This is a genomic window from Micromonospora sp. NPDC049102, from assembly GCF_043197485.1.
Taxonomy (GTDB): domain Bacteria; phylum Actinomycetota; class Actinomycetes; order Mycobacteriales; family Micromonosporaceae; genus Micromonospora.
This window is the reverse complement of the sequence record NZ_JBICTE010000028.1, coordinates 1-22013: the sequence shown is the minus strand read 5'-3', so window position 1 is coordinate 22013 and position 22013 is coordinate 1. Positions and strand designations below refer to the sequence as shown.

The following is a 22013-nucleotide window of genomic DNA, read 5'->3' as shown; positions in this document are numbered from 1 at the left end:
GCGGGCTGGGGGGCCGCCCCCCGCCCGCGCGCCCCGCCGGGGGCCCCCGCCGGCGCCCCCCCGCCCCGGGGCGCCCGCGCCGCGCCCGGCCGGGGGGGGGCGGGGGGCCCGCGCCCCCGCCGCCCCACCTTCGGGTGTACGCCGGACGCGTCCGACGCGGGTGTGGTGAGCTGTACGGGTGTCGGGGCTGGGTCTGGTGCTGCACCCCACCCGGGATGTCGCCGAGGTGGTCGGGATCATCGAACGGTGGGCGACGCGCCACCACAAGTCGCTCTTCGTGCGCGCGGAGGACAAGCACCGCGTGCCGGCCAGCGTCGAGCCCCTGCCCGAGAAGGAGGTGGCCGTCCGCGCCGACGCGTTGATCAGCATCGGCGGTGACGGCACCATGCTGGGCGCGCTGCGCTCCGCCATCCTCGACCCGAAGCCGGTGCTCGGCGTCCACCTGGGCCGGCTCGGCTTCCTGGTCGAGATCGAGCCACCCGCGCTGCCGGAGGCGCTGAACCGGTTGCTGTCCAAGGACTTCACCGTCGAGTCGCACGCCTGCCTGGCCTGCGACGTGTGCGGCGACGACGTCGTGGCGTTCAACGACATCGCGCTGGTCCGGCGGCCCGGCTCGGGCTTCGTCACCGCCACCCTGGCCATCGACGGGCAGCGCTACGGCTACTACCGTGCCGACGCCGTGGTGGTGAGTACGCCGATCGGCTCCACCGCGTACAGCTACGCCGCCGGCGGTCCGTTGATCTCCCCGGCGGCGGACGCCGTGGTCGTCACCCCGTCCGCGCCGATGGCCGGCATCTCCCGCTCGGTGGTGCTCTCCGGCGACGAGAAGATCCGACTGGAGTTGGAGCCGGGGTCGTCGTCCGTGGTGGTGGAGATGGACGGACTGGTCTTCCGTGACGCGGCGGACGAGGGCGCCGTGGAGATCAGCTACCGGCGCAACGCCGGGCTGGTGGTCCGCTTCGACCCGCTGCGCTACCAGGAACGCAACCAGTTGAAGATGAGCCTCCTGGACCTGCCCTTCCTCCCGGAGCAACTGAAGGCCCTGCTCCCCAAGGAACTCCAGAACCCCAACGAGGAACGGCATCCCCGAGGCCGCTGAAGCCCAACCTGCCCGGCTCGTTGATCGCAAATTCGCATCACGCCACCTTGGAAGCGCTGCCGCAACTGGAACCGACGGAACTTCAGAGAAGTGACATTGTTCGCACGGAAAATCTCCTCGACTGCGCCGGACCCTCTGTAGAGCGGCTGTGACCTCTCGATTCCCCGCGTGCGGAAGGCCGACGCACTCGCCGACTGGTCGCGCGCTGGATGGCAAGCTCGTGCTACTCAGCGAGGGGTGAGGTGGATGCAGGTAACCACTCCGGTGGATTGTCCCGAGTTTCTCAGCACGTGGGTGCCTTCTGGCATCTTCCTCGATCAGGAGCACGGTGCAGTGCCGGCCGAGGTGCTTGAGGCCAGGCCGGTGCCGGGAATGCACATGATCCACGTGGCGTCGGCGATGGCCGATTCCGCGGTGTTGGAAGCGTTGTTGACTCAGCCGCTGGGCGTCGTCGCCCGGATGGCGCAAGCACCGCCAGCGCCAGCGCTCGCCCGGAAAGAGGCGGAGGACCGGGCGGATGCGCTGCGTCTGCCGGTCCTGGTCCCCGGCAACGCCCTGGCCGACCCCGAGAACGACCGGATGGTGCCGATCGACGCGCAGGGACACGTCGCCTCGTCGGCCGCCATCGAGCATGTCCTCATCCTGCCCGCGTCCCACCTCGTCGCCGAGCATGCTGCCGCGACCGTCATGGGTGCGCATTCCGACCTGGGCCGGGTCCTACCGGGCCCGGTGATGCCCAGCCAGTTCCGGTTGGCCGGCGATCGGCTCGAAGTCGGCTTGCCCCAACCGATCCTCAATGCCCGATACACCGGCCTCGAACTGTCCACCGTGTCGACCGGCGAGGCCACCCGCACCGTGGAGAGCGGGATCGCCGGTCTGATGCGGGAGCTGACGAATCTGACACCTGGAAAAGGCGTCCTGATGCACATTCCGGCGGGGTACGGCGAAGTCGCCGACATCCTCGCTTTCGGCGCACCCGACGGCGTCGCGCTCCTTTCCCGCACCCCCTCCGGCGTCGAAGCCGCGACCCTACCCCGGCACCTGACCGGGCTCACCCTGACCCCGGTGATGTTCAGCGGCGAAGGGCTGGCTGAGCTCTCAGCGAAGCACTCCCAATGGTCCTCGGCACCAAGCCGGCAGCGGCCGTACGGTGCAGCGGCGGAATTGGTCCGCATGGTCAACGCCAAACTCGGCGAAATCGGTCAGGAGAAAATAGCGGCCGAACGTGTCGCCGAGGTACTCGACGAGCTGGAGGCCAGGGGCGGCCTCTCTCGAGTGGACCGCGAAAGAGCCGATTCGATCTTCCTGCATCTCATTGGAAAGCGGCCAGGCTTACCCGGGGGTGCCGGCCCGCGCATCCCCGGGCCGCGTGATCTACGCGGGCTGACAATACTCATCGACAATGACCGTGTGGCCAAGAGCGAGAAAGCTAAGATTGACGCGTTTGCCGATAGGCTCTCCCCAGCGATAGCTGTGCTCCCCGCAGGCCGGCGTTTAATTGTTGAGCTGCGCGACAGCAGCAATGCTCCATCGCCTAGGAAATTCCTCGGAATCGGACCCGGCCGACCCGCAGAAATGATCAGGGATCTCATTTCCGAGGCACTTCGGAAGAAGATACGGGACCGATCGAGGATCCAACAGGCTGTCCAGTTCGAGGAATTCTCGAGCTCATTGGGTCAGGCCACTTCCGCGAGGCCTGCTCGACAACGCCACGTAGATGTGACCGTCAATTTGGAGATTCTTCCTCCCGACACTTCTCGCGTAGCCCTGAACGAAGAAGAACAGGATTCACTGGTAGTTGCAAGATTGCTTGATGGACGCCAAGCGGAGGCAAAGATCCTCGCTGGAGGCCTTAGGCGGGCAGCACCGCCGAACTCGCTTTCCGCCCTCTTGCCACCAGACAGATGGTGGCAGTTGCACATCGACCCAAGGCATCATGTTGATGCCGTCGATATGGTCGAAAAGGGGAGTATAGCGAACCCAGGACAATACTACGACAGGGATCAATCACCCGGCTGGCAACGAGGCATGGAGCATGCGTACCAGACGATTCTTAATAGGCGACTCTCGGGTGATACGCGAGAACTCAACTGGGAAACCTATCGGTCTTGGCATCGCATGGCCATATCCTTCCTCGGTAGAGAACGGCTCGGCGGCGCACCGCAAATTGGTGGCGTCAATCTCGCACTACAAGCTCAAGCGCCAGCACAAGACTTGCTCGAAGAACACATCGGCGGCACTAAGCTACTGGCGACAGCGCTGGAGTTTTATCAGGCAATCGAGGCAGGTGGTACAGGACAGAGAACCCCGACAACCCCCGTCATCGCCTATCAGCCAGCGGACCATGTCGCCCACAACTTCAGGGGTGAGAAATTTTTTCTGCTGAGCTATCTCCTCCCCTTCGACCAGAAGTCGGTCGTGGATCACATCTTCACCGAATTTCGGAATAAGATAGCCTCTGCGAATAGCGACTTTGACCGACTACGCGAGATCGGCAGGGTGGTTCGCAACCTTCACGTCAGCCACGTTTTCGATGACGGCAATGGACGACTGAATGTATATCTGCTGCTGCCGTATCTGATGTTGAACTACGGATTCATGCCGCCGCATGTGAACGAAGACGAGCACAGCCTGGTTTTCGCCCAGCGCCTTTACAAACTCTTTAACGGCGGATTTTCGGCTGATCAGATCGCTACCGCGCTCATGATCATGTCCGGTGGTCGTGTCCAGGCCCCGCAGGCGGCGCAAGATTTCCGTCAGCAGCGCTTCGGGTCGATTGATGCTGGCGTGGAGGCGCGGGAGGTGCCGTCTGACCACACAGCCGAGTCGCTGCGTGAACGGTATGGCTGGCTGGGCGCAATCAACCCGGGTTACGCCAAGGGCGGCGAATACGCCACCAACTGCATCATCGCGGCGATATCGATGGACATGTCGATGCGGGACCCGAACCAGGAGGCCGTCGTCTACGAGGCGACCACCACCGAGCCGTTGACCGGCGTTGACCTGTTGAACTATCAGCAGCAGGTGTTGGGGCTGCCTGATGATCAGGAACTGCTGTACAACGTTTCGAACATCGAGGCGGCAGTGCAGGCGCTGCGGGCCGCCGCACCCGGTGCACGGGCGTTCATAGTGATGCGTCAGCCCGGTCGAATCGGCCACATTCTCGTCGGCATCCGTGACGAGCACGGCGCCGCCGTTATCGACCCGCAGACGGGTCAGTTGGCGAAATCGCCTCTCAGCACGGTCGGATTGTCGCTAATTCCCCTCTCGCACGACTTCCCACAGCCGCAGGCGAAGACCATCGCGCCGTCGACAGAGGGGGAAGTCGGCGATGCGACCGCTGCGCCGAGTTGGTCAGTGCGGTTGCCCGACATGGTCACCGCGGAACACCCCAATTTGTACGTGCTTGACGTGGCCCGCGAGCCCGGTGCGTCCGGCGAGTTGGCGCGGCAGACGTTGATCGCGCAGCTGGGCGAGATGGCCGACGTCGATCGCCCCGTGGTCATGCTCTGGGCCGCACGTCTGAACACGGAACCGCTCGCCTCGGATGTCGCCGCTCTGAACTACCTGCTCGAACAACTCGCCCAACGCGGCCAACTGCCAGTGATCGTCAGCCGGACCAAGATCACCGAAGAGTTGCTCGCCGTGACGCGGCGATACGGTGCCGCGATCGTGCACACCAGCACGAGGAAGCCCAACACCGTCAGCATCGGGCTGGATACCTACTGGACGGCCCGCCCCTCCAGCCAAGAGGACCACCCAGACACATCGAGAAGCACTTCTGCGCAGATCACCCCGGATCTCCTGAGCCAGGCCATCACACTCGCCCACCCCACCCGGGCGGTCGCGCGGGTCGAGGACACCCTCGGCGAGCTGATCTGGGCACCCAGCCTCGCCACCGCCCGTCGCGTGTTCACCACCGCACGCCAGCGCTGGTCACCCCAGCAGATCCGCGACAACCTCACCCACGTGCGGCAAATGATCGCACGGGTGCCCGACCAACCCGAGCTCGCCCGCTACGCACCCGTGCTCGAGTTCGGCGCGAGCGGCCACGCCGACATCGTCTTCGACTACGCCCTCGCCGATCCAACGGACCGACCCAGCACCCTGCTCACCGCCGTGGGCAACCTCGAAACCGCCGGACAACTCAACTCCAGCCTCGACGGTGGCCTCACCACCACACAACTAGCCCACATGGTCACCACGGTCGGTACCGCCGACATCAGCATCTCCGTCCTGAACGTCATCAGCGACATCAAGGCAGGAGAGTTCACCAACGCGGCCACCTACATTGATCAACACAGAGGTCGACTCAACACCGATGAGAAGGGGCACTGGGTCCAGGCGATCGCCGACCTCCAACACGTCCCCGCCATGGAGAAGAACAGAGGCGATCTTGAGGAACTCGCCGCAGCGGTCATGAACTGCTGACGACACGGAAGCGCATCGAGGGCAGTTCATGCAAAACCGAGCTCCACCTCGACGCCGGGCTACGTCAGCCCTGCGTCAGGACCTCGTCAACAAGCGCCCTGGCTTCCTGCTGGATCTTTTTCAGGTGGTCGGGGCCCTGGAAGGACTCGGCGTAGATCTTGTAGACGTCTTCCGTTCCCGAGGGCCTTGCCGCGAACCAGCCGAACTCCGTGCTCACCTTGAGGCCACCGATCGGGGCGTCGTTGCCGGGGGCGGTGGTCAGGGTCGCGGTGATCGGCTCGCCGGCCAACTCCGTGGCGGTGACCTGGTCCGGGTTGAGCTTGGCGAGCACGGCCTTCTGCTCCCGGGTGGCCGGGGCGTCGATGCGGGCGTACGCGGGCGCGCCGTAGCGCTCGGCCAGCTCCGCCCAGTGCTCGCTCGGGCTGCGCCCGGTGGTGGCCAGGATCTCGGAGGCGAGCAGGCAGAGCAGGATGCCGTCCTTGTCGGTGGTCCACGTGGAGCCGTCGCGGCGCAGGAACGACGCCCCGGCGCTCTCCTCGCCGCCGAAGCCGACCGACCCGTCGAGCAGGCCGGGCACGAACCACTTGAACCCGACCGGCACCTCCAGCAGGGGCCGGCCCAGGTCGGCGGCCACCCGGTCGATCATCGAGGACGACACCAGGGTCTTGCCGACGGCGGCGGCCGGAGCCCAGTCGGCGCGCGTGCGGAACAGGTGCCCGATCGCCACCGCGAGGAAGTGGTTGGGGTTCATGAGCCCGCCGTCGGGGGTGACGATGCCGTGCCGGTCGGCGTCCGCGTCGTTGCCGGTGGAGATCTGGTAGTCGGCGCGGGCGGCGATCAGCGACGCCATCGCGTTCGGCGACGAGCAGTCCATCCGGATCTTGCCGTCGCCGTCGAGGGTCATGAACCGCCAGGTCGGGTCGACGGTCGGGTTGACCACCGTCAGGTCCAGCCGGTGCCGCTCGGCGATCTCGCCCCAGTACGCCACGCTGGCACCGCCCAGCGGGTCCGCGCCGATGCGGATGCCGGCGTCGCGGATGGCGTCGATGTCGATGGCCGCCGGCAGGTCGTCGACGTAGTGGGCGAGGAAGTCGTACTCCCCGGTGGTGTCGGCGGCCCGGGCCCGCGCGTACGTGATCCGTCGGACCTCCTTGAGCCCGGCGGCCAGGATCGTGTTGGCGCGGTCCTGGATCCACCGGGTGACGTCGGTGTCGGCCGGCCCGCCGTTCGTGGGGTTGTACTTGAAGCCGCCGTCGTCCGGGGGGTTGTGCGACGGGGTGATGACGATGCCGTCGGCGAGCCCGTTGGTCCGCCCCCGGTTGTGGGTGAGGATCGCGTGCGACAGCGCCGGCGTCGGGGTGTAGCCGTCGCGGCTGTCGACGAGCACGGTGACCCCGTTGGCGGCGAGCACCTCCAGGGCGTCCACGGCGGCCGGGGCGGACAGCGCGTGGGTGTCCCGGGCGAGGAACAGCGGCCCGTCCAGGCCCTGCTCGCGGCGGTAGTCGCAGAGCGCCTGGGTGACCGCCAGGATGTGGTCGGAGTTGAACGCGTTGCGCAGGCTGGAGCCGCGGTGGCCGGAGGTGCCGAAGGAGACCTGCTGCGCCGGGTCCGCTGGGTCCGGATGCTCGGCGTAGTAGGCGGTCACCAGGCGCGGCACGTCGACCAGGTCGGCGGGCTCGGCGGGCTGGCCGGCACGGGGATGGGTCACTGCGGGATCCTCCTCGATGAGTACCTGTCGGTCACGGCTCGACCTTCTGGCCCTTGCCGATGACCACGATGCCGTTGTCGGAGACGGTGTAGCGCTGGCGGTCCTTCTCCAGGTCGACGCCGATCTCGACGCCCTCGGGAACGAACACGTTCTTGTCCAGGATCGCCCGTCGGACCACCGCGTGTCGGCCGATCTCGACGCCCTCCATCAGCACCGAGCCCTCGACGTGCGCCCACGAGTGCACCCGCACCTTCGGCGACACGATCGAGTTCTCCACCAGCGAGCCGGAGATCACCACCCCGGGGGAGACCATCGAGCCGACCGCCCGACCGACCCGCTCACCCCACTGGTGGACGAACTTCGCCGGCGGCCACGGCGGCTGCTCGGTGTAGATCGGCCAGTCGAAGTTGTAGAGGTTGAACACGGGGTGCACGTTGATCAGATCCATGTGCGCGTCGTAGAACGAGTCGAGCGTCCCCACGTCCCGCCAGTAGCCACGGTCCCGATCGGTGCTGCCCGGCACCTCGTTGTCGCGGAAGTCGTAGACGTTCGCCTCGCCCCGCTCGACGAGCATCGGGATGATGCTGCCGCCCATGTCGTGCTTGCTGCTCTTGTCGGCGGCGTCGCGTTCGACGGCCTCGCAGAGCGCGCGGGTGGTGAAGACGTAGTTGCCCATCGAGGCGTAGATCTCGTCCGGCGCGTCCGGCAGGCCGACCGCGTCGGTGGGCTTCTCGCGGAACGCCCGGATCTTCCGGCCGTCCTCGCCGACCTCGATGACACCGAACTGGTCGGCCATCGACAGCGGCTGGCGGATGCCGGCGACGGTGACCGCCGCACCGGAGGCGATGTGGTCCTCGACCATCTGCCGGGGGTCCATCCGGTAGATGTGGTCGGCGCCGAAGACGATCACGTAGTCGGGCTGCTCGTCGTTGATGAGGTTGAAGCTCTGGTAGATGGCGTCGGCCGAGCCGGCGAACCACCACGGGCCGCGACGCTGCTGCGCCGGCACCGGGGTGACGTAGTTGCCGAGCAGCGTGGACATCCGCCAGGTCTTGGTGATGTGTCGGTCGAGGGAGTGGGACTTGTACTGGGTCAACACGACGATCTTGAGATAGCCGGCGTTGGCCAGGTTGGAGAGGACGAAGTCGACCATGCGGTACATCCCGCCGAACGGGACGGCCGGCTTGGCCCGGTCCGTGGTGAGTGGCATCAGGCGCTTGCCCTCCCCACCCGCCAGGACGATCGCGAGCACCTTGGCAGCCATGCCCCGACGCTATCCACCCGCGTCCCACTTCACCACTCGTACGGGGACTCTTCTGCACTAGGGTGCGGGGTCATGACGGAACCCACCCCGCTGCGCGTCGATCTGCTCACCCGCGAGTACCCGCCGGAGGTCTACGGGGGCGCGGGCGTGCACGTCGAGTACCTGGCTCGGGAGTTGCGCCACCGCGCCGACGTACGGGTGCACTGCTTCGGCCTGCCGCGCACCGAGCCGGGCGTCACGGCGTACACCGAACCGCCCGGCCTGACCGGCGCGAACGCCGCGCTGCGGACGATGGGCGTGGACCTGGAGATGGCCGCCGGCACCGCCGGCACCGACGTGGTGCACAGCCACACGTGGTACGCGAACCTGGCCGGGCACACCGCGAAGCTGCTGCACGGGGTGCCGCACGTGGTGACCGCGCACAGCCTGGAGCCGCTGCGGCCGTGGAAGGCCGAGCAGCTCGGCGGCGGCTACACGCTCTCCTCGTGGATCGAACGCACCGCGATGAAGGCCGCCGACGCGGTGATCGCGGTCAGTGGCGGGATGCGCAACGACGTGCTCACCGCCTACCCGCAGATCGACCCGGACCGGGTCCGGGTGGTCTACAACGGCATCGACACCATTCAGTACGCCCCGGACGCCGGCACCGACGTGCTGGACCGGCTCGGCGTCGACCCGTCCCGACCCAGCGTCGTTTACGTGGGAAGGATCACTCGGCAGAAGGGGCTGCCCTACCTGTTGCGGGCCGCCCGGGAGCTGCCGGCCGACACCCAGCTCGTGCTCCTCGCCGGAGCGCCGGACACTCCGGAGATCGCCGCCGAGGTGGCAGACCTGGTGGCCGAGTTGCGGGCCACGCGCTCCGGCGTGGTCTGGGTGGCCGAGATGCTGCCCAAGCCCGAGGTGATCCAGGTGCTCACCCACGCCACCGTCTTCGTCTGCCCCTCGGTGTACGAGCCGATGGGCATCGTCAACCTGGAGGCGATGGCCTGCGAGACGGCGGTGGTGGCGACGGCGACCGGCGGTATCCCCGAGGTGGTGGCCGACGGTGAGACCGGCCTGCTGGTCCCCATCGAGCAGGCCACCGACGGCTCCGGGACTCCGCTGGAGCCGGAGAAGTTCGTCGCCGACCTGGCGGCGGCGATCAACACGCTGCTGGCCGACCCGGCGCGCACCGAGCGGTTCGGCCTGGCCGGCCGCCAGCGCGCGGTGGACCACTTCTCCTGGGACGCCATCGCCGGTCAGACCCTGGACGTGTACCGCTCCGTCGGCGCGGCCTGAGGAAGACCGACGACCGCGTCCCCACCGAGAGGACATGCACGCCGAGTGGATCATAACCAGAACAGCAGCTCGACGCGCCGTCAAACTGCTACGCGCACGAGGGATCGCCTGCTTCGTGGCGCAGCGAGGAATCTTCGTGGACTCGAAATGAGGAAAGAATGAACCGCGCCGATGTGCTGGTGATTGCGGCATTGCCAGAGGAGCTTGAGGCGGCAAAGGTGGCCGGCTTGGCGAGCAACCCATCTGGTTCGGGGGTGCACCACTGGGAGGAAGTCGACCGAGACGGTGTCCCGCCGTTTTCGTGGGGCGAGTACCGCGTCGACGGCAGAACCCGGTTCACGGTGGCGTTGGCCCGGCCGACGCAGATGGGCGGTCGGACTACCGGACCGTTTACTGCCTCGCTGGTCCATGGGATACGGCCGACGTCCTTGGTCATGTGTGGCGTATGCGCCGGCAATCCCGCAGACACAGCGCTAGGTGACATCGTGATCGGAGAGCCAGTTTATGAATGGGATGAAGGAAAGCAATCGGCATCCGGGTTCGAGGGCGATCACCGGCAATTCCGACTGGACCCCCGTTGGCAGCGCGCCGCGCAGGATTTCCTCGCCAGCAGTGTGACCAGCTTCGGCGACGCCAATGAAGACGAAGCGTCGCTCTGGTTCCTCGAACAGCTGCACCGAGGGCAGCAACCGCGCAATCATCCCGCACGCAGCCAGTACTTTCCGAGTGGAACCTGGCAGCCCCGACTGACGCGACTTGAGGAACAAGGCATGATTCGCCGCGAATCGACAGGCGACGCTGTATTGACCGGTTATGGATCAGACTTCGTGCAGCGACGGCTTTACGACGACGCCGAGGGTCCACAGCGTCTTCCATTTCGCGTGCTTACCGCCCCAATGGCCAGTGGAAGTTCGGTCATCGCCGACTCCGACGTCTGGAGCCGGATAAAGGCCATGGGGATGCGGAAGATAACCGCCGTCGAGATGGAGGCCGCAACCATCGCGACCGTCGCCCATGAACAGAGACTTCACTGGCTTGTTGTCAAGGGCGTAATGGACCACGCCGACACCGAGAAGGACGACCGCTACAAACAATTCGCCGCCCACGCCTCAGCACAGGTCATGTTCGCTCTGTTGGAACGCCTCGCGCCCGCAGCCATGGTTTCGGCTGACAATCCGAGTATCGAGCCCCTCATCGCCACAGGCGCAGAGTCCAGCAGGGACCCGACAACTGCGCCCTCGGCCTTCAAATCCGCCACTGAGTTCCCTTCCGCTAAGCCCCTGCCGGCGGAGCTGGAGAACGCCGTTCGTTCGGCCAGAAGTTACCTTGCGACCAGCGCCTTCTCCCGCAAGGGGCTGATCGAGCAGCTGTCCTCCGACAGCGGTGCTGGCTTTACCAACTCGGAGGCCGTCCATGGAGTCAGCCAGGCAGGCCTCTAATCCACTCAGCGTTAGCAACGCGTGTTCTCCTTCTCCATACCTGCGTTGCTGGCGGTCATCCCGCAAGGAAAGCACTCCGCAGAGCGCTGATCAACGACGGCCCGATGACCCAGGTCTGGGCTTTTCAATCGATCGCACCTCCGGTCCGACTGGGTCGCAGCCATGCGGGGCGTCTGGCAGCTTGTCGTGGCTTCCGGGGGATGACAGTGCCCATGTGACAATCGACCCGTTTGACTGGCGCAATGCTCACCACATCCGGTAGTGGGCCGACGGCGGCGACACCAGCCTCGATAACGCCGTGCTGCTCCGCGGCCATCACCACTAACACTTCCACCGCAGCGACTGGGTCGTGCAGCTTGGCGGCGACGGCCACCCCGAATTCATTCCACCCGCCTGGCTCGACCCCGACCAACTCCCGCCGCAACCGCTACCACCGACGCAGATAGCCGACGACCCCGCTGCCCGCTGCCCGCTGGTGGATTGTGCTGTCGACCTGCTCCGTTCGTGGGGCGCTCGGATCAGGTCTTCCCCGCGACCCGAACGTGGCGCCGACAACGCGGGCAGCCGGATGCGGGACGTGTTCACGGAACGTGAAAGGTGGCGGCGAGTTGCGCAAGGCCGGCCGGCGCGTCGCCCGACCGTCACACGACGGCGACCAGCTTCCTTACCGCCGGACGGTCGTAGACCTCGCCGGGCGCGGTGCGCTCCGCAACGAGCAACATCCGACCTGCCGGAAGCATATCGCCAGCCCGGGCGTGAGCGCGCGCCACGTCGAGGAGGTACGCGGCCCGATGCTCAAGCGGGAGCCACCGCCACTCCTCACCGGTCACCAGCCGCTCATGCCGACCCACAGCCGTAGCGACGTCGCCGAGGGCCGCCTCGGCCACCACCCGAGCCGCCTCGACTACCGCATGACTAAAACCTCCGACACCGACACGGAGGACCAGACCGCCACAGCCCACACCGCCATAGCTCGCGCCGGCGGAGCCGTTATCGGCGCTGGCTTCGCAGCCGCCGCCGTCGTCGAGTGCGATCGCTGCGGCCTGGTCGAGCGACTGGCGAGCGCGGCGTTCGTCTCCCCCGGCTGCGGCGGCGAGAGCGGCTTGGAGAAGCAGCGTCCCCCGCAGCGCCAAGCTGACTGAGGGCTCACCACCAGGGGCACCGACACGGGCAGCGGCGACGAGCGCGGCCTCCAGTGCGGATCGCCGTCGACCATGGGACCGTAGGGCCTGACTCAGTGACACCGTGGCGACGGCGGCCAACTGCGGATCTTGGGTCGCCAGCGCGGCGGCCATGCCGCGGTCGGCGGCCAGCCAGGCCAACTCCCCCTGGTCGACCTTGACCAGCACCAGGGCAATGAGCGCGTACACCGACACCAGCAGCGCATCCGTTCCGCCGGGACAGGCGGCCTGAGCTTCGCGGGCTGCGTGCGCTTCCCGGACGGCGTCGAGCAAGCCGGGCAGCAGTGCCAGCAACGCCGGGTACCGGGCGTGCCGATAACTCTGCTCGGCATGGTCCAGCCGGGCAGGCAACTCCTCAACCAACGGCGGCCTGGTCGTGCGCGGTAGGTGATAGCGCGCCAGCGCCGTCCGGATCCCATCCACCCCGGCGGCGACCGGAGTCGGCCGCCGGGGCCGGGTGGCCAGCAGAACCTCCACGTCGATGCGGAGCGTCTCGGCGACCTCCCGGAGGTTGGACACCCGCTCCAGCCGGCGTACCCCACGCTCGACCTTGTCCACCCAACTCTTCGTCTTGCCCAGCCGGTCGGCGAACTGCTGCTGCGTCATGTTGCGCCGCACCCGCCACTGCGCGACCCGGCGACCCACCGGCAGCTCGTTCACCGCCGGCCCGTCCCGCTCACCGCAGCACCCCCACCACAAACAACAGGAGGACGACCACCGCGATCGCGATGCCGTAGGAGTACTGCCGCCGGGTCAGCGGTGCCCGCGTCGGCCGGGGCGGACCGGGCACCCGATCTCCGTCCGGCTGCGGAGGCCGAGCCCCGGCAACCGGGTACGCGGGCGGCAGCGGCCCATCCGGCAGACGCTCGTCCAACTGTGCCTCCTAGCGGCGCGACGGAGATGGTCAGTGGTTGATGGAGGTAGTGGGTGACGGGGGCGCAGGTCAGGGTGGGTGACACGGGGGCACCACCCACCCTGACCATGTGGAGGTACTCCGCTGCTGACGAGAGAACCTCAAAGCCAACTTAGAGTGCAGTGAGTACAGAGTCAACACAGGATGCACAGAGTGTCATGTTCGATGGCATGCTCAGAGGGCTGACGAGAGGTGGCCCTGCCATGCCGAGACAACCCGTATACGAGCAGGTCATCGATGACGTGATCCGTTCGATCCAGTCCGGCACGCTCCAGCCCGGCGACAAGTTGCCGTCCATCGCCGAACTCGGCGACCAGTACCGAGCCAGCGCGACGCCGATCAGACTGGCCTTGCGGATCTTGGACGAGCGGGGCTGGATCGAGGTACACCAGGGCAAGGGCTCGTTCGTGGCACCGAACCCGCCCGCCTGACTCCGTTCAACCCCTCGCCCGGCCTAGATCCACTCGGGTTTCAGGAAACCGCCGCATCCGGGTCGCGTCGATGCCGCGCTTACATTGAACCCGTGTGGATCTCGACGGCGGTCGGCGCCCACGGCCCCGGCCATGGGCCCGGGGGCGGTCAGTCGCCGGGTGTGGTCAGCGTCAGTGTCGGGAAGTACGTGCGGTATCGCGCCCCATCACGGGTCAGCAGGTTGTAACGGCACACGGCCGCATGCGCGCCGATATAGAAGTCGGCAAGCGGCGACCGCTTCGCGCCGCCCAGCCTCCGATATCGCGCATAGGCCTTGCCTGCGAGGAAGCCTGCCAGGTACGGAAGCTCCTCGCGAAGGAAGTCCCCAGCCGGCAGCGCCTCGTCCAATTCCTCAATGCGGTCGAAGCGGACCGACACCTCGGCGTACACGATCGGGTTGATCACCAGATAGCCCGCGTCACGGGCCTCGGCGAGGGCGGTCCCGGACCACTCCGCCCACTTCGGGTCATCGGTCAGGATGTCCAGCAGCACGTTGGTGTCGACCAGGGTCGTCACCGCCTCGGGCGGACGTGGCGGCACCGCGCGGAGCCGATCACTCACCACGCAGCAACTCCATCAGCTCCTCGGTGGACATGTGCTCGGTCTCCTTGGCGCTCCCCCGGCCCCGCATGTGGCGCACGAGGCGCTCCCCCCGGGTGTCGGCACCGTGCACGCGCACGATGCGGAGGGCCCCGCCCTCCTCCACCACATCAACCTCGTCGCCCTCATGCAGGTTGTACCGAGCCCGCAGCGCCGCCGGGATCGTCACCTGACCTTTGCTGTTCAACCGCATGCTCCGAACCTCCGTCACGTAATACCAACGATACGTGACACCTCTCGACGCGCGTCTGGTGTGATGTCGTCGTGGGGACGGGCTCTGAGGTGCTTGGCCGCGCGCGAACTGATCTCGCGCAGTAGGTTGGCGGGGTGACTGGACGGTTCCCGATCGAAGACGTCTCCCCCGTCGTCTCGTGCGGGCGGTACCCGGCCAAGGCGGTCGTCGACGAGCCGGTTCCGGTGTCGGCGCGCGCCTACCGGGAGGGGCACGACGCGCTGGGCTGCAACGTGGTGTGGGCCGGCCCGGACGGCGAGGAGCGCCCGTTCACCCGGATGCGCCCCGGCGAGCCCGGCCAGGACCGCTGGCACGCCGTGATCCGCCCGGACGCCGTCGGCTCCTGGACCTTCACTGTCGAGGCGTTCGGAGACCCGTACCTGACGTGGCAGAACGCGGTGACCAAGAAGATCGCCGCCGGGCAGGGTCCGGAAGACCTCGCCAACGACCTCGCCGAGGGCGCGCGGGTGCTGGCCGCTGCCCGGGACCTGGTGCCGGCCGCCGACCGCGCGAGCGTCGCCGACGCGCTCACCGCCCTCGCGGCCACCGACCTGCCGTTGCCGCAGCGCGTCGGGCCGGCGCTGGCCCTCGCCGACCTGCTCTGGGAGCACCCGGTGCGGGAGTTGGTGACCGTCGGTGACGCGTACACCCTCTGGGTTGACCGCAAGCGGGCGCTCTTCTCGGCCTGGTACGAGTTCTTCCCGCGCTCCGAAGGAGCGGCGGGCGGGCGCTCCGGCACCTTCGCCACCGCCACCGGGCGGCTGCCGGGTGTGGCGGCGATGGGCTTCGACGTGCTCTACCTGCCGCCGATCCACCCGATCGGCCGGATCAACCGCAAGGGCCGCAACAACGCGCTCACCGCCGGTCCGACCGACGTCGGCTCGCCGTGGGCGATCGGCGCCGCCGAGGGCGGGCACGACACGATCCACCCCGACCTGGGTACGCCGGCAGACTTCCGGGCGTTCATCGAGGCGGCTGCCGCACAGGGCCTGGAAGTGGCGATGGACCTGGCGTTGCAGTGCGCGCCGGACCACCCGTGGGTCACCGAGCACCCGGAGTGGTTCACCACCCGGGCCGACGGCAGCATCGCGTACGCGGAGAACCCTCCGAAGAAGTACCAGGACATCTACCCGGTCAACTTCGACAACGATCCCGAGGGCATCCGGGCCGAGGTGCTGCGTGTCGTGCTGCACTGGGTGGGCGAGGGCATCCGGATCTTCCGGGTGGACAACCCGCACACCAAGCCGTTCGACTTCTGGCACTGGCTGATCGCCGAGGTCAAGAAGGTCGACCCGGACGTGCTGTTCCTGGCCGAGGCGTTCACCCGGCCGGCCATCATGCACGGGCTCGGCAAGATCGGCTTCACGCAGTCGTACACCTATTTCACCTGGCGCACGACGGCCGCGCAGATGCGGGAGTACTGCGAGGAACTGGTCGAGTCGGCCGACCACATGCGGCCCAACTTCTGGCCGAACACGCCGGACATCCTGCACTCCTCGTTGCAGCACGGCGGGCCGCCGATGTTCAAGATCCGGGCGGTGTTGGCTGCGCTGCTCTCCCCCTCCTGGGGCCTGTACGCGGGTTACGAGCTGTTCGAGCACGTGGCCCGGCCGGGTGCCGAGGAGTACCTGGACAACGAGAAGTACGAGCTGCGCCCCCGCGACTGGGCCGGCGCCGAGGCGCAGGGCCGCTCGCTGGCACCGTTCCTGACCACCCTCAACCGGGTACGCCGGGACAACCCCGCGCTGCACCAGCTCCGCAACCTGCGCTTCCACGAGATCGACAACCCGGCGCTGCTGTGCTGGTCGAAGCACGACCCGGCGACCGGCAACACGGTGCTGGTGATCTGCTCGTTCGACTCGCGCGAGGTGCACTGGGGCAACACCACGCTCGACATGCCGGCGCTCGGGTTCGACTGGCACGAGCGGTTCACCGTGTACGACGAGCTGACCGGCACCAGCTACGACTGGGGGCAGCGCAACGCGGTGCGGCTCGACCCGTACCTGCAACCGGCGCACGTGCTGACCGTCCGCCGCCCGAAGCTGCCCGCCGTGCCCGAGCCGGCCGGCGTCGAACCGGCGGACCTCACCGTCACCGACGTACCGGAGGAGCTGTCCGGCGGCACCGCCCCGGTGGCCCCGGCCACCGAGCCCGTGAACCCGGCCACCGCGCCGCCGACTCCGGCCAGCGGGGCGGTGACCCCGGCCAGCGGGGCGGCGACGCCGGCCATCCTGGCATCCCGCGCCGCGGCCCGTGCGGCTGCCGCCCAGTCCTCGGCCGGCCGTCCGTCCGCGCCCCGCCCGTCCGCCTCCGCACCGACCGACGCCGCCCCGAAGGACGACCGATGGACCAGCTGATCACCGGCGTGACGCACGACCCGCACGCGCTGCTCGGCGCGCACCCCGCCGACGGATCGACCACGATCCGCACGATGCGCCGGGGTGCGGGCGACGTGGCGCTGCTCGTCGGCGACGAGCGCCACCCGATGAAGCGGGTGCACGACCTGGGCGTCTTCGAGGCGCAGGTCGAGGGCACCGTGCTCGACTACCGGGTGGAGGTCGACGGCGCGGCGCAGGACGATCCGTACCGCTACCCGCCCACCCTCGGCGAGCTGGACCTGCACCTCATCGGCGAGGGTCGACACGAGCGGCTGTGGGACGTGCTCGGCGCGCGGGTCTTCGACGAGGGCGTGGCGTTCAGCGTCTGGGCGCCCAACGCGCGCGGGGTGCGGGTGATCGGTGACTTCACCGGCTGGGGTCCGGACGACGGCTGGCCGATGCGGTCACTCGGCTCCAGCGGCGTGTGGGAGCTGTTCGTCCCCAACGCCCGCGTCGGTGCGCGCTACAAGTACCGGGTGCTCGGTGCCGACGGGCAGTGGCGGGACAAGGCCGACCCCCTGGCGGCGTACGCCGAGGTGCCGCCGGCCACCGCCTCGGTGGTGCACCACTCGACGTACCGGTGGAACGACGCCGACTGGCTGGCCCGGCGCGCCGAGCGCCAGCCGCACCAGGAGCCGATGAGCGTGTACGAGGTGCACCTCGGCTCCTGGCGGCCCGGCCTCGGCTACCGCGAGCTGGCCGACCAGCTCACCGCGTACGTCACCGAGCTGGGCTTCACGCACGTGGAGTTCCTGCCGGTGATGGAACACCCGTTCGGCGGCTCCTGGGGCTACCAGGTGACCGGCTACTACGCGCCGACGTCCCGCTTCGGTGACCCGGACGAGTTCCGCCACCTCGTCGACGCCCTGCACGCCGCCGGCATCGGCGTGATCCTCGACTGGGTGCCCGCGCACTTCCCCAAGGACGAGTGGGCCCTCGCCCGCTTCGACGGCACCCCGCTCTACGAGCACCCCGACCCTCGGCGCGGCGAGCACCCCGACTGGGGCACCTACGTCTTCGACTTCGGCCGCCGCGAGGTGCGCAACTTCCTGGTTGCCAACGCGCTCTACTGGTGCGACCAGTTCCACGTCGACGGGCTGCGGGTCGACGCGGTCGCGTCGATGCTCTACCTGGACTACTCCCGCGAGGAGGGCCAGTGGGCTCCCAACCAGTACGGCGGTCGGGAGAACCTGGAGGCCATCGCGTTCATGCAGGAGGTGAACGCGACGGTCTACAAGCACCACGCCGGGGTCGTCATGATCGCCGAGGAGTCCACCGCGTGGCCGGGGGTCACCCAGTCCACCGCCGGCGGCGGGCTGGGCTTCGGGTTCAAGTGGAACATGGGCTGGATGCACGACACCCTGCTCTACACGTCGAAGGACCCGATCTACCGCCAGCACCACCATCACCAGCTCACGTTCTCCCTGGCGTACGCGTGGAGCGAGAACTACGTGCTGCCGATCAGCCACGACGAGGTCGTGCACGGCAAGGGCTCACTGGCCGGCAAGATGCCCGGCGACACCTGGCAGCGGTTGGCCAACGTCCGGGCGCTGCTGGCGTACATGTGGGCGCACCCGGGCAAGCAGCTCCTGTTCATGGGCTCCGAGCTGGCCGACGACCGGGAGTGGAGCGAGGAGCGCGGCCTCGACTGGTACCTGCTGCACGACCCGGCCCGCGCCGGCGTGCAGCGGCTCGTCGGTGACCTCAACCGGGTCTACCGGGACACCCCGGCGCTCTGGGCACAGGACACCGAGCCGGCCGGGTTCCGGTGGATCGCCGGCGACGACGTCGCCAACAACACCGTGTCGTTCGTCCGGATCGCCCCGGACGGCTCGACGCTTGTGTGCGTGGCGAACTTCTCCGCGTCGCCGCTGCACGACTACCGGATCGGGCTCCCGGCAGGCGGAACCTGGACAGAGGTGCTCAACACCGACGCGCACCACTACGGCGGGTCCGGCGTGGGCAACCTGGGCGAGGTGCACGCCCAGGACGTGCCGTGGCACGGTTTGGTGGCGTCCGCGGCCCTGCAGGTGCCCCCGCTGGGCGTCATCTGGCTCCGCCAGGGCTGACCCTCGAAGGGGGCAGGGCTTACGGCTGATCGGCGCTGACCTGTACTAGCGTTGACGCCGTGAGCAATCGTGCGGCGAGGTACAAACCGATGACAATCGCACGGCTGGGTGTCCTGTTCGTCGGGAGCGATGACACCAGGCGGTGGCGTCTGGTGGCGGAGTTCCTGGAGGAGTACGGCTGGGAAGCATCCGAGCATCGCGCTGGCCTGCTGATCCAGGAGCCAGCGCCAACCGGTGACGATCATTGGGATGTCTTCCTCGCGGCATTGGCGGAATATCTCTCCGCCCGCGATGGGCGCGGCGCACCCTCGTGGGTCGAGACGCGGTCGCTACGGCAGTTCTGGTTCCCCTTCAACACCCGCGCCGCCCGTGTCGACGCCGTGGTGCACGCGCCTGCGGCATTCCGGCGCCGTGGGGTCTTCATCTCCCCGCAGGAGTTGAAGGTCGCGTGAGCGCCGACGACCCGCTGCTCGATCGTACTGCCATCGAGGACGCCTTCCGCAGGCTCGGCGACCGGCTGGCAAAGCGGGGTGTAGTCGCCGACCTGTACATCTTCGGCGGAGCTGCCATGGCGCTGGCCTACGACGCCCGCCGGGCGACGCGGGACATAGACGCCGTTTTTCAGCCGCACGGCATCGTCCTCGACGAAGCGCGGGCCGTCGCGGACGAGCTAGGGCTGCCGCAGTGGTGGCTGAACGAACAGGCGAGTGTGTACGTCGCCGTTGGCGGGGACCCGGAGGCACCAAGAGTCTTCGATCACCCTGGCCTGCGGGTCTCGGCGGCGTCCCCGGAGCATCTGCTTGCCATGAAGGTTCTCGCGGCACGACGCCGAGACGCCGAGGACATCCGCTTCCTCGTGGAGCACCTCGGGCTGAACAACCCCGAAGAGGTCCTCGGCCTCTGCGCCGAGATCTTCCCAGACGAAGAGGTTCCCGGCCGGGCGAGGCTTGTCCTCGAAGACGTGTTCGACGGCCGGTAGCCCGGCGGGGGCCGTCGGTCGGACCAGCCCGGCCTCGCGCAGCAGTCGCCACAGGCCGGTGCCGTCGGGGCGGGGAGGCATTTCTGCCCCACCGGCCCCGAGGACGGCCGGTACGGGCGGCGACGGTCGGCGGATCGCCACCTCGGCGAGGTTCTCCGGGCGGGCGGCGGACTCGTGGGCCCGGAGCTGGCCGACGACCGGGAGTGGAGCGAGGAGCGCGGCCTCGACTGGTACCTGCTGCACGACCCGGCCCGCGCCGGCGTGCAGCGGCTCGTCGGTGACCTCAACCGGGTCTACCGGGACACCCCGGCGCTCTGGGCACAGGACACCGAGCCGGCCGGGTTCCGGTGGATCGCCGGCGACGACGTCGCCAACAACACCGTGTCGTTCGTCCGGATCGCCCCGGACGGCTCGACGCTTGTGTGCGTGGCGAACTTCTCCGCGTCGCCGCTGCACGACTACCGGATCGGGCTCCCGGCAGGCGGAACCTGGACAGAGGTGCTCAACACCGACGCGCACCACTACGGCGGGTCCGGCGTGGGCAACCTGGGCGAGGTGCACGCCCAGGACATGCCGTGGCCGGTCTGGTGGCGTCCGCGGCCCTACAGGTGCCGCCTTTGGGCGTCATCTGGCTGAGGGGGAGATCAAGTGAGCGCGAGCGCGACGAGCGCCGCCACCACCACGATCACCGCAATGACATTGAACACCATGACGGTCGAGTAACCAGTCGACGCCTGTTCACCGGGTGCGCCGAGTGACCCGCGGGCGAAGGTCATCGTGGGTGCCATGTACTCCAGTGCCAGATCCTGTCCATCGGTAACGGTGATGTTGCGTCGTGCCCGGCCCGCACGTCTGGGAATGACGTATGGCACCCAGACGTCGAGCCGGTGCTCGCCCGGCATGATCGGGATACGTTGCACGCCCCAGCCGCTCGTCTTTACGTCCACGCCGTCGAGACGGATGCGAGGCTTGGTCGCTTGGTAGAGGAAGGTGGCAACAGGGTGGCGCAACGTCACTGTAAGCGTGCTCTGCTGGAAAGTCCTTGCCATAGTTCCCCTCCTACTGGAGTGATCCTGCTCAACCCTTGCAACGGTTGAGCAGGATCACTCCATGATCATTTGGTCGAACTCTCACTGCCGAGAAGCCGACAATATCGGGGCGCGCCGAGGATGGCCCGGACAAGATACACCAAAGCCATTAAGCCACTGCCGATCGCAACCAACCAACCCACTTTGCTGATCAGCAGCACAACTCCCTCGATCCACCTACTGGTGGGCCTGCCATACGTGCAGTCGGTAAAGGAATTTTCGTCACGGCAACCCTCTTGTAACTCGACCGTCCGGCCTCGATCTTCGGGCTGACGACGGACCGTCCGATCCGGGCCTCCCGGGACGTACCGTCCGCTGCGGTCGCCAGCGCATCGCACTCCCACCAGTAACCGAGGCCTCGGTGACTGATCGGGCCAACGCGCTGGCAATCGGCCACTACTACACGTACCGGATGTTCCCCTGGCCCTTGGTAGACGGCGCCGCTGCCTGGAAAAAGGCTGGTCGCGGTCATGCCGAGGAGGAAGATCACCACTGCGGCCAACGCGAGCAGGGCAGCACCTCCGACGGAGCGCAGGCGATACCCGACAGGCCCCAAGGTCTCCCACAGTCCCATCTCGCGATCGCGAATGCCCGAGTCCATGGGACTGAAGCCGGATCTCGCCTGACTCAAGAGAACCAACCGCCAATGTTTCCACCGACGGCATTAATACCGTTCTGTGGCTGGAACGGGTTGTAATTCATGACGTCACCCATACTGCCGGGCATGAGCCCTGCCACGGTGGCCCCCGCGACGGCTTCTCGGGAATAGCTTGCTTTGATCACGTCTCTAGCCTCGGCCCTTCGTTAAGGGCTGCGCGGCGGCGGTCCCGGGGACGCGAAAGTGCCTTCTGATCTGGAACGATGTGACTTGTCTAGGGTCTCA

At 67.9% G+C, this 22013-nt stretch carries 18 protein-coding genes and 1 pseudogene; 10 read left to right on the top strand and 9 right to left on the bottom strand.

Annotation, left to right across the window (positions count from 1 at the left end; translation table 11 throughout):
* The first annotated feature begins 187 nt into the window (after window positions 1-187).
* Window positions 188-1099 carry an NAD(+)/NADH kinase gene (locus ACGFH9_RS23425; protein WP_393222978.1) on the top strand — a complete coding sequence of 304 codons (912 nt, stop codon included), beginning with the start codon at window positions 188-190 and terminating at the stop codon, window positions 1097-1099.
* Window positions 1100-1345: 246 nt separating this feature from the next.
* On the top strand, window positions 1346-5530 hold the full coding sequence (locus tag ACGFH9_RS23420) for a hypothetical protein (protein ID WP_393222828.1): 4185 nt from the start codon (window positions 1346-1348) through the stop codon (window positions 5528-5530).
* A 64-nt stretch (window positions 5531-5594) separates the two neighbouring features.
* On the opposite strand, the gene pgm is transcribed toward ACGFH9_RS23420, so the two are convergent.
* A complete protein-coding gene (gene pgm, locus ACGFH9_RS23415; protein WP_393222825.1) occupies window positions 5595-7238 on the bottom strand; it encodes a phosphoglucomutase (alpha-D-glucose-1,6-bisphosphate-dependent) in 1644 nt (547 codons plus the stop codon).
* A gap of 31 nt (window positions 7239-7269) precedes the next feature.
* A complete protein-coding gene (gene glgC, locus ACGFH9_RS23410) occupies window positions 7270-8502 on the bottom strand; it encodes a glucose-1-phosphate adenylyltransferase (protein ID WP_278138510.1) in 1233 nt (410 codons plus the stop codon).
* A gap of 72 nt (window positions 8503-8574) precedes the next feature.
* Here glgC and glgA point away from each other — a divergent pair, with 72 nt between their 5' ends.
* Window positions 8575-9780, top strand: a complete 1206-nt coding sequence (glgA, locus tag ACGFH9_RS23405) for a glycogen synthase (RefSeq protein WP_393222823.1) — start codon at window positions 8575-8577, stop codon at window positions 9778-9780.
* Between the two features lie 158 nt (window positions 9781-9938).
* On the top strand, window positions 9939-11219 hold the full coding sequence (locus ACGFH9_RS23400; RefSeq protein WP_393222820.1) for an Ltp family lipoprotein: 1281 nt from the start codon (window positions 9939-9941) through the stop codon (window positions 11217-11219).
* A gap of 641 nt (window positions 11220-11860) precedes the next feature.
* On the opposite strand, the gene ACGFH9_RS23395 is transcribed toward ACGFH9_RS23400, so the two are convergent.
* Window positions 11861-13060, bottom strand: a complete 1200-nt coding sequence (locus ACGFH9_RS23395; RefSeq protein ID WP_393222818.1) for a helix-turn-helix domain-containing protein — start codon at window positions 13058-13060, stop codon at window positions 11861-11863.
* Between the two features lie 16 nt (window positions 13061-13076).
* Complete coding sequence (locus ACGFH9_RS23390; RefSeq protein ID WP_393222815.1) at window positions 13077-13274, bottom strand: hypothetical protein; 198 nt, start codon at window positions 13272-13274, stop codon at window positions 13077-13079.
* A gap of 242 nt (window positions 13275-13516) precedes the next feature.
* Here ACGFH9_RS23390 and ACGFH9_RS23385 point away from each other — a divergent pair, with 242 nt between their 5' ends.
* Window positions 13517-13744, top strand: a complete 228-nt coding sequence (locus tag ACGFH9_RS23385) for a winged helix-turn-helix domain-containing protein (protein WP_393222812.1) — start codon at window positions 13517-13519, stop codon at window positions 13742-13744.
* A gap of 148 nt (window positions 13745-13892) precedes the next feature.
* Here the strand turns inward: ACGFH9_RS23385 and ACGFH9_RS23380 are convergent, their stop codons facing one another.
* Window positions 13893-14345, bottom strand: a complete 453-nt coding sequence (locus ACGFH9_RS23380; RefSeq protein ID WP_357065543.1) for a type II toxin-antitoxin system VapC family toxin — start codon at window positions 14343-14345, stop codon at window positions 13893-13895.
* Window positions 14338-14577: an AbrB/MazE/SpoVT family DNA-binding domain-containing protein gene (locus tag ACGFH9_RS23375; RefSeq protein ID WP_145785773.1), complete on the bottom strand. Its 240-nt coding sequence runs from the start codon at window positions 14575-14577 to the stop codon at window positions 14338-14340. Before ACGFH9_RS23375 ends, ACGFH9_RS23380 begins: the two co-directional genes overlap by 8 nt.
* Before the next feature lie 134 nt (window positions 14578-14711).
* Between ACGFH9_RS23375 and ACGFH9_RS23370 the strand changes: the two genes are divergently transcribed.
* From ACGFH9_RS23370 to ACGFH9_RS23350, 5 genes and pseudogenes are all read left to right on the top strand, one after another.
* Complete coding sequence (locus tag ACGFH9_RS23370; protein ID WP_393222808.1) at window positions 14712-16973, top strand: maltotransferase domain-containing protein; 2262 nt, start codon at window positions 14712-14714, stop codon at window positions 16971-16973.
* Window positions 16961-19063: a 1,4-alpha-glucan branching protein GlgB gene (gene glgB, locus ACGFH9_RS23365; protein WP_393222805.1), complete on the top strand. Its 2103-nt coding sequence runs from the start codon at window positions 16961-16963 to the stop codon at window positions 19061-19063. Before ACGFH9_RS23370 ends, glgB begins: the two co-directional genes overlap by 13 nt.
* A gap of 59 nt (window positions 19064-19122) precedes the next feature.
* A complete protein-coding gene (locus ACGFH9_RS23360; RefSeq protein WP_393222802.1) occupies window positions 19123-19515 on the top strand; it encodes a hypothetical protein in 393 nt (130 codons plus the stop codon).
* On the top strand, window positions 19512-20042 hold the full coding sequence (locus ACGFH9_RS23355; RefSeq protein WP_393222799.1) for a DUF6036 family nucleotidyltransferase: 531 nt from the start codon (window positions 19512-19514) through the stop codon (window positions 20040-20042). Before ACGFH9_RS23360 ends, ACGFH9_RS23355 begins: the two co-directional genes overlap by 4 nt.
* Window positions 20043-20216: 174 nt before the next feature.
* A pseudogene (locus tag ACGFH9_RS23350) lies at window positions 20217-20680 on the top strand (alpha amylase C-terminal domain-containing protein); the annotation flags it as partial.
* A 6-nt stretch (window positions 20681-20686) separates the two neighbouring features.
* On the opposite strand, the gene ACGFH9_RS23345 reads toward ACGFH9_RS23350, so the two are convergent.
* From ACGFH9_RS23345 to ACGFH9_RS23335, 3 genes are all read right to left on the bottom strand, one after another.
* Window positions 20687-21091, bottom strand: a complete 405-nt coding sequence (locus ACGFH9_RS23345; RefSeq protein WP_393222986.1) for a hypothetical protein — start codon at window positions 21089-21091, stop codon at window positions 20687-20689.
* Between the two features lie 190 nt (window positions 21092-21281).
* Window positions 21282-21704 (bottom strand): DUF6346 domain-containing protein, encoded by a 423-nt coding sequence (locus tag ACGFH9_RS23340; RefSeq protein WP_393222974.1) that lies wholly within the window; start codon window positions 21702-21704, stop codon window positions 21282-21284.
* Between the two features lie 53 nt (window positions 21705-21757).
* Window positions 21758-21913, bottom strand: coding sequence for a hypothetical protein (locus tag ACGFH9_RS23335; RefSeq protein WP_393222797.1), 156 nt, complete (start codon window positions 21911-21913; stop codon window positions 21758-21760).
* Between the last annotated feature and the right edge of the window lie 100 nt (window positions 21914-22013).

What these genes read in the sequence shown, in the direction of transcription:
- ACGFH9_RS23400 (WP_393222820.1), top strand. Translation starts at nt 9,939, where the DNA reads ATGAACCGCGCCGATGTGCTGGTGATTGCGGCATTGCCAGAGGAGCTT.
- ACGFH9_RS23345 (WP_393222986.1), bottom strand. Translation starts at nt 21,091, where the DNA reads ATGGCAAGGACTTTCCAGCAGAGCACGCTTACAGTGACGTTGCGCCAC.
- ACGFH9_RS23340 (WP_393222974.1), bottom strand. Translation starts at nt 21,704, where the DNA reads ATGGGACTGTGGGAGACCTTGGGGCCTGTCGGGTATCGCCTGCGCTCC.
- ACGFH9_RS23420 (WP_393222828.1), top strand. Translation starts at nt 1,346, where the DNA reads ATGCAGGTAACCACTCCGGTGGATTGTCCCGAGTTTCTCAGCACGTGG.
- glgA (WP_393222823.1), top strand. Translation starts at nt 8,575, where the DNA reads ATGACGGAACCCACCCCGCTGCGCGTCGATCTGCTCACCCGCGAGTAC.
- glgB (WP_393222805.1), top strand. Translation starts at nt 16,961, where the DNA reads ATGGACCAGCTGATCACCGGCGTGACGCACGACCCGCACGCGCTGCTC.
- glgC (WP_278138510.1), bottom strand. Translation starts at nt 8,502, where the DNA reads ATGGCTGCCAAGGTGCTCGCGATCGTCCTGGCGGGTGGGGAGGGCAAG.
- ACGFH9_RS23375 (WP_145785773.1), bottom strand. Translation starts at nt 14,577, where the DNA reads ATGCGGTTGAACAGCAAAGGTCAGGTGACGATCCCGGCGGCGCTGCGG.
- ACGFH9_RS23385 (WP_393222812.1), top strand. Translation starts at nt 13,517, where the DNA reads ATGCCGAGACAACCCGTATACGAGCAGGTCATCGATGACGTGATCCGT.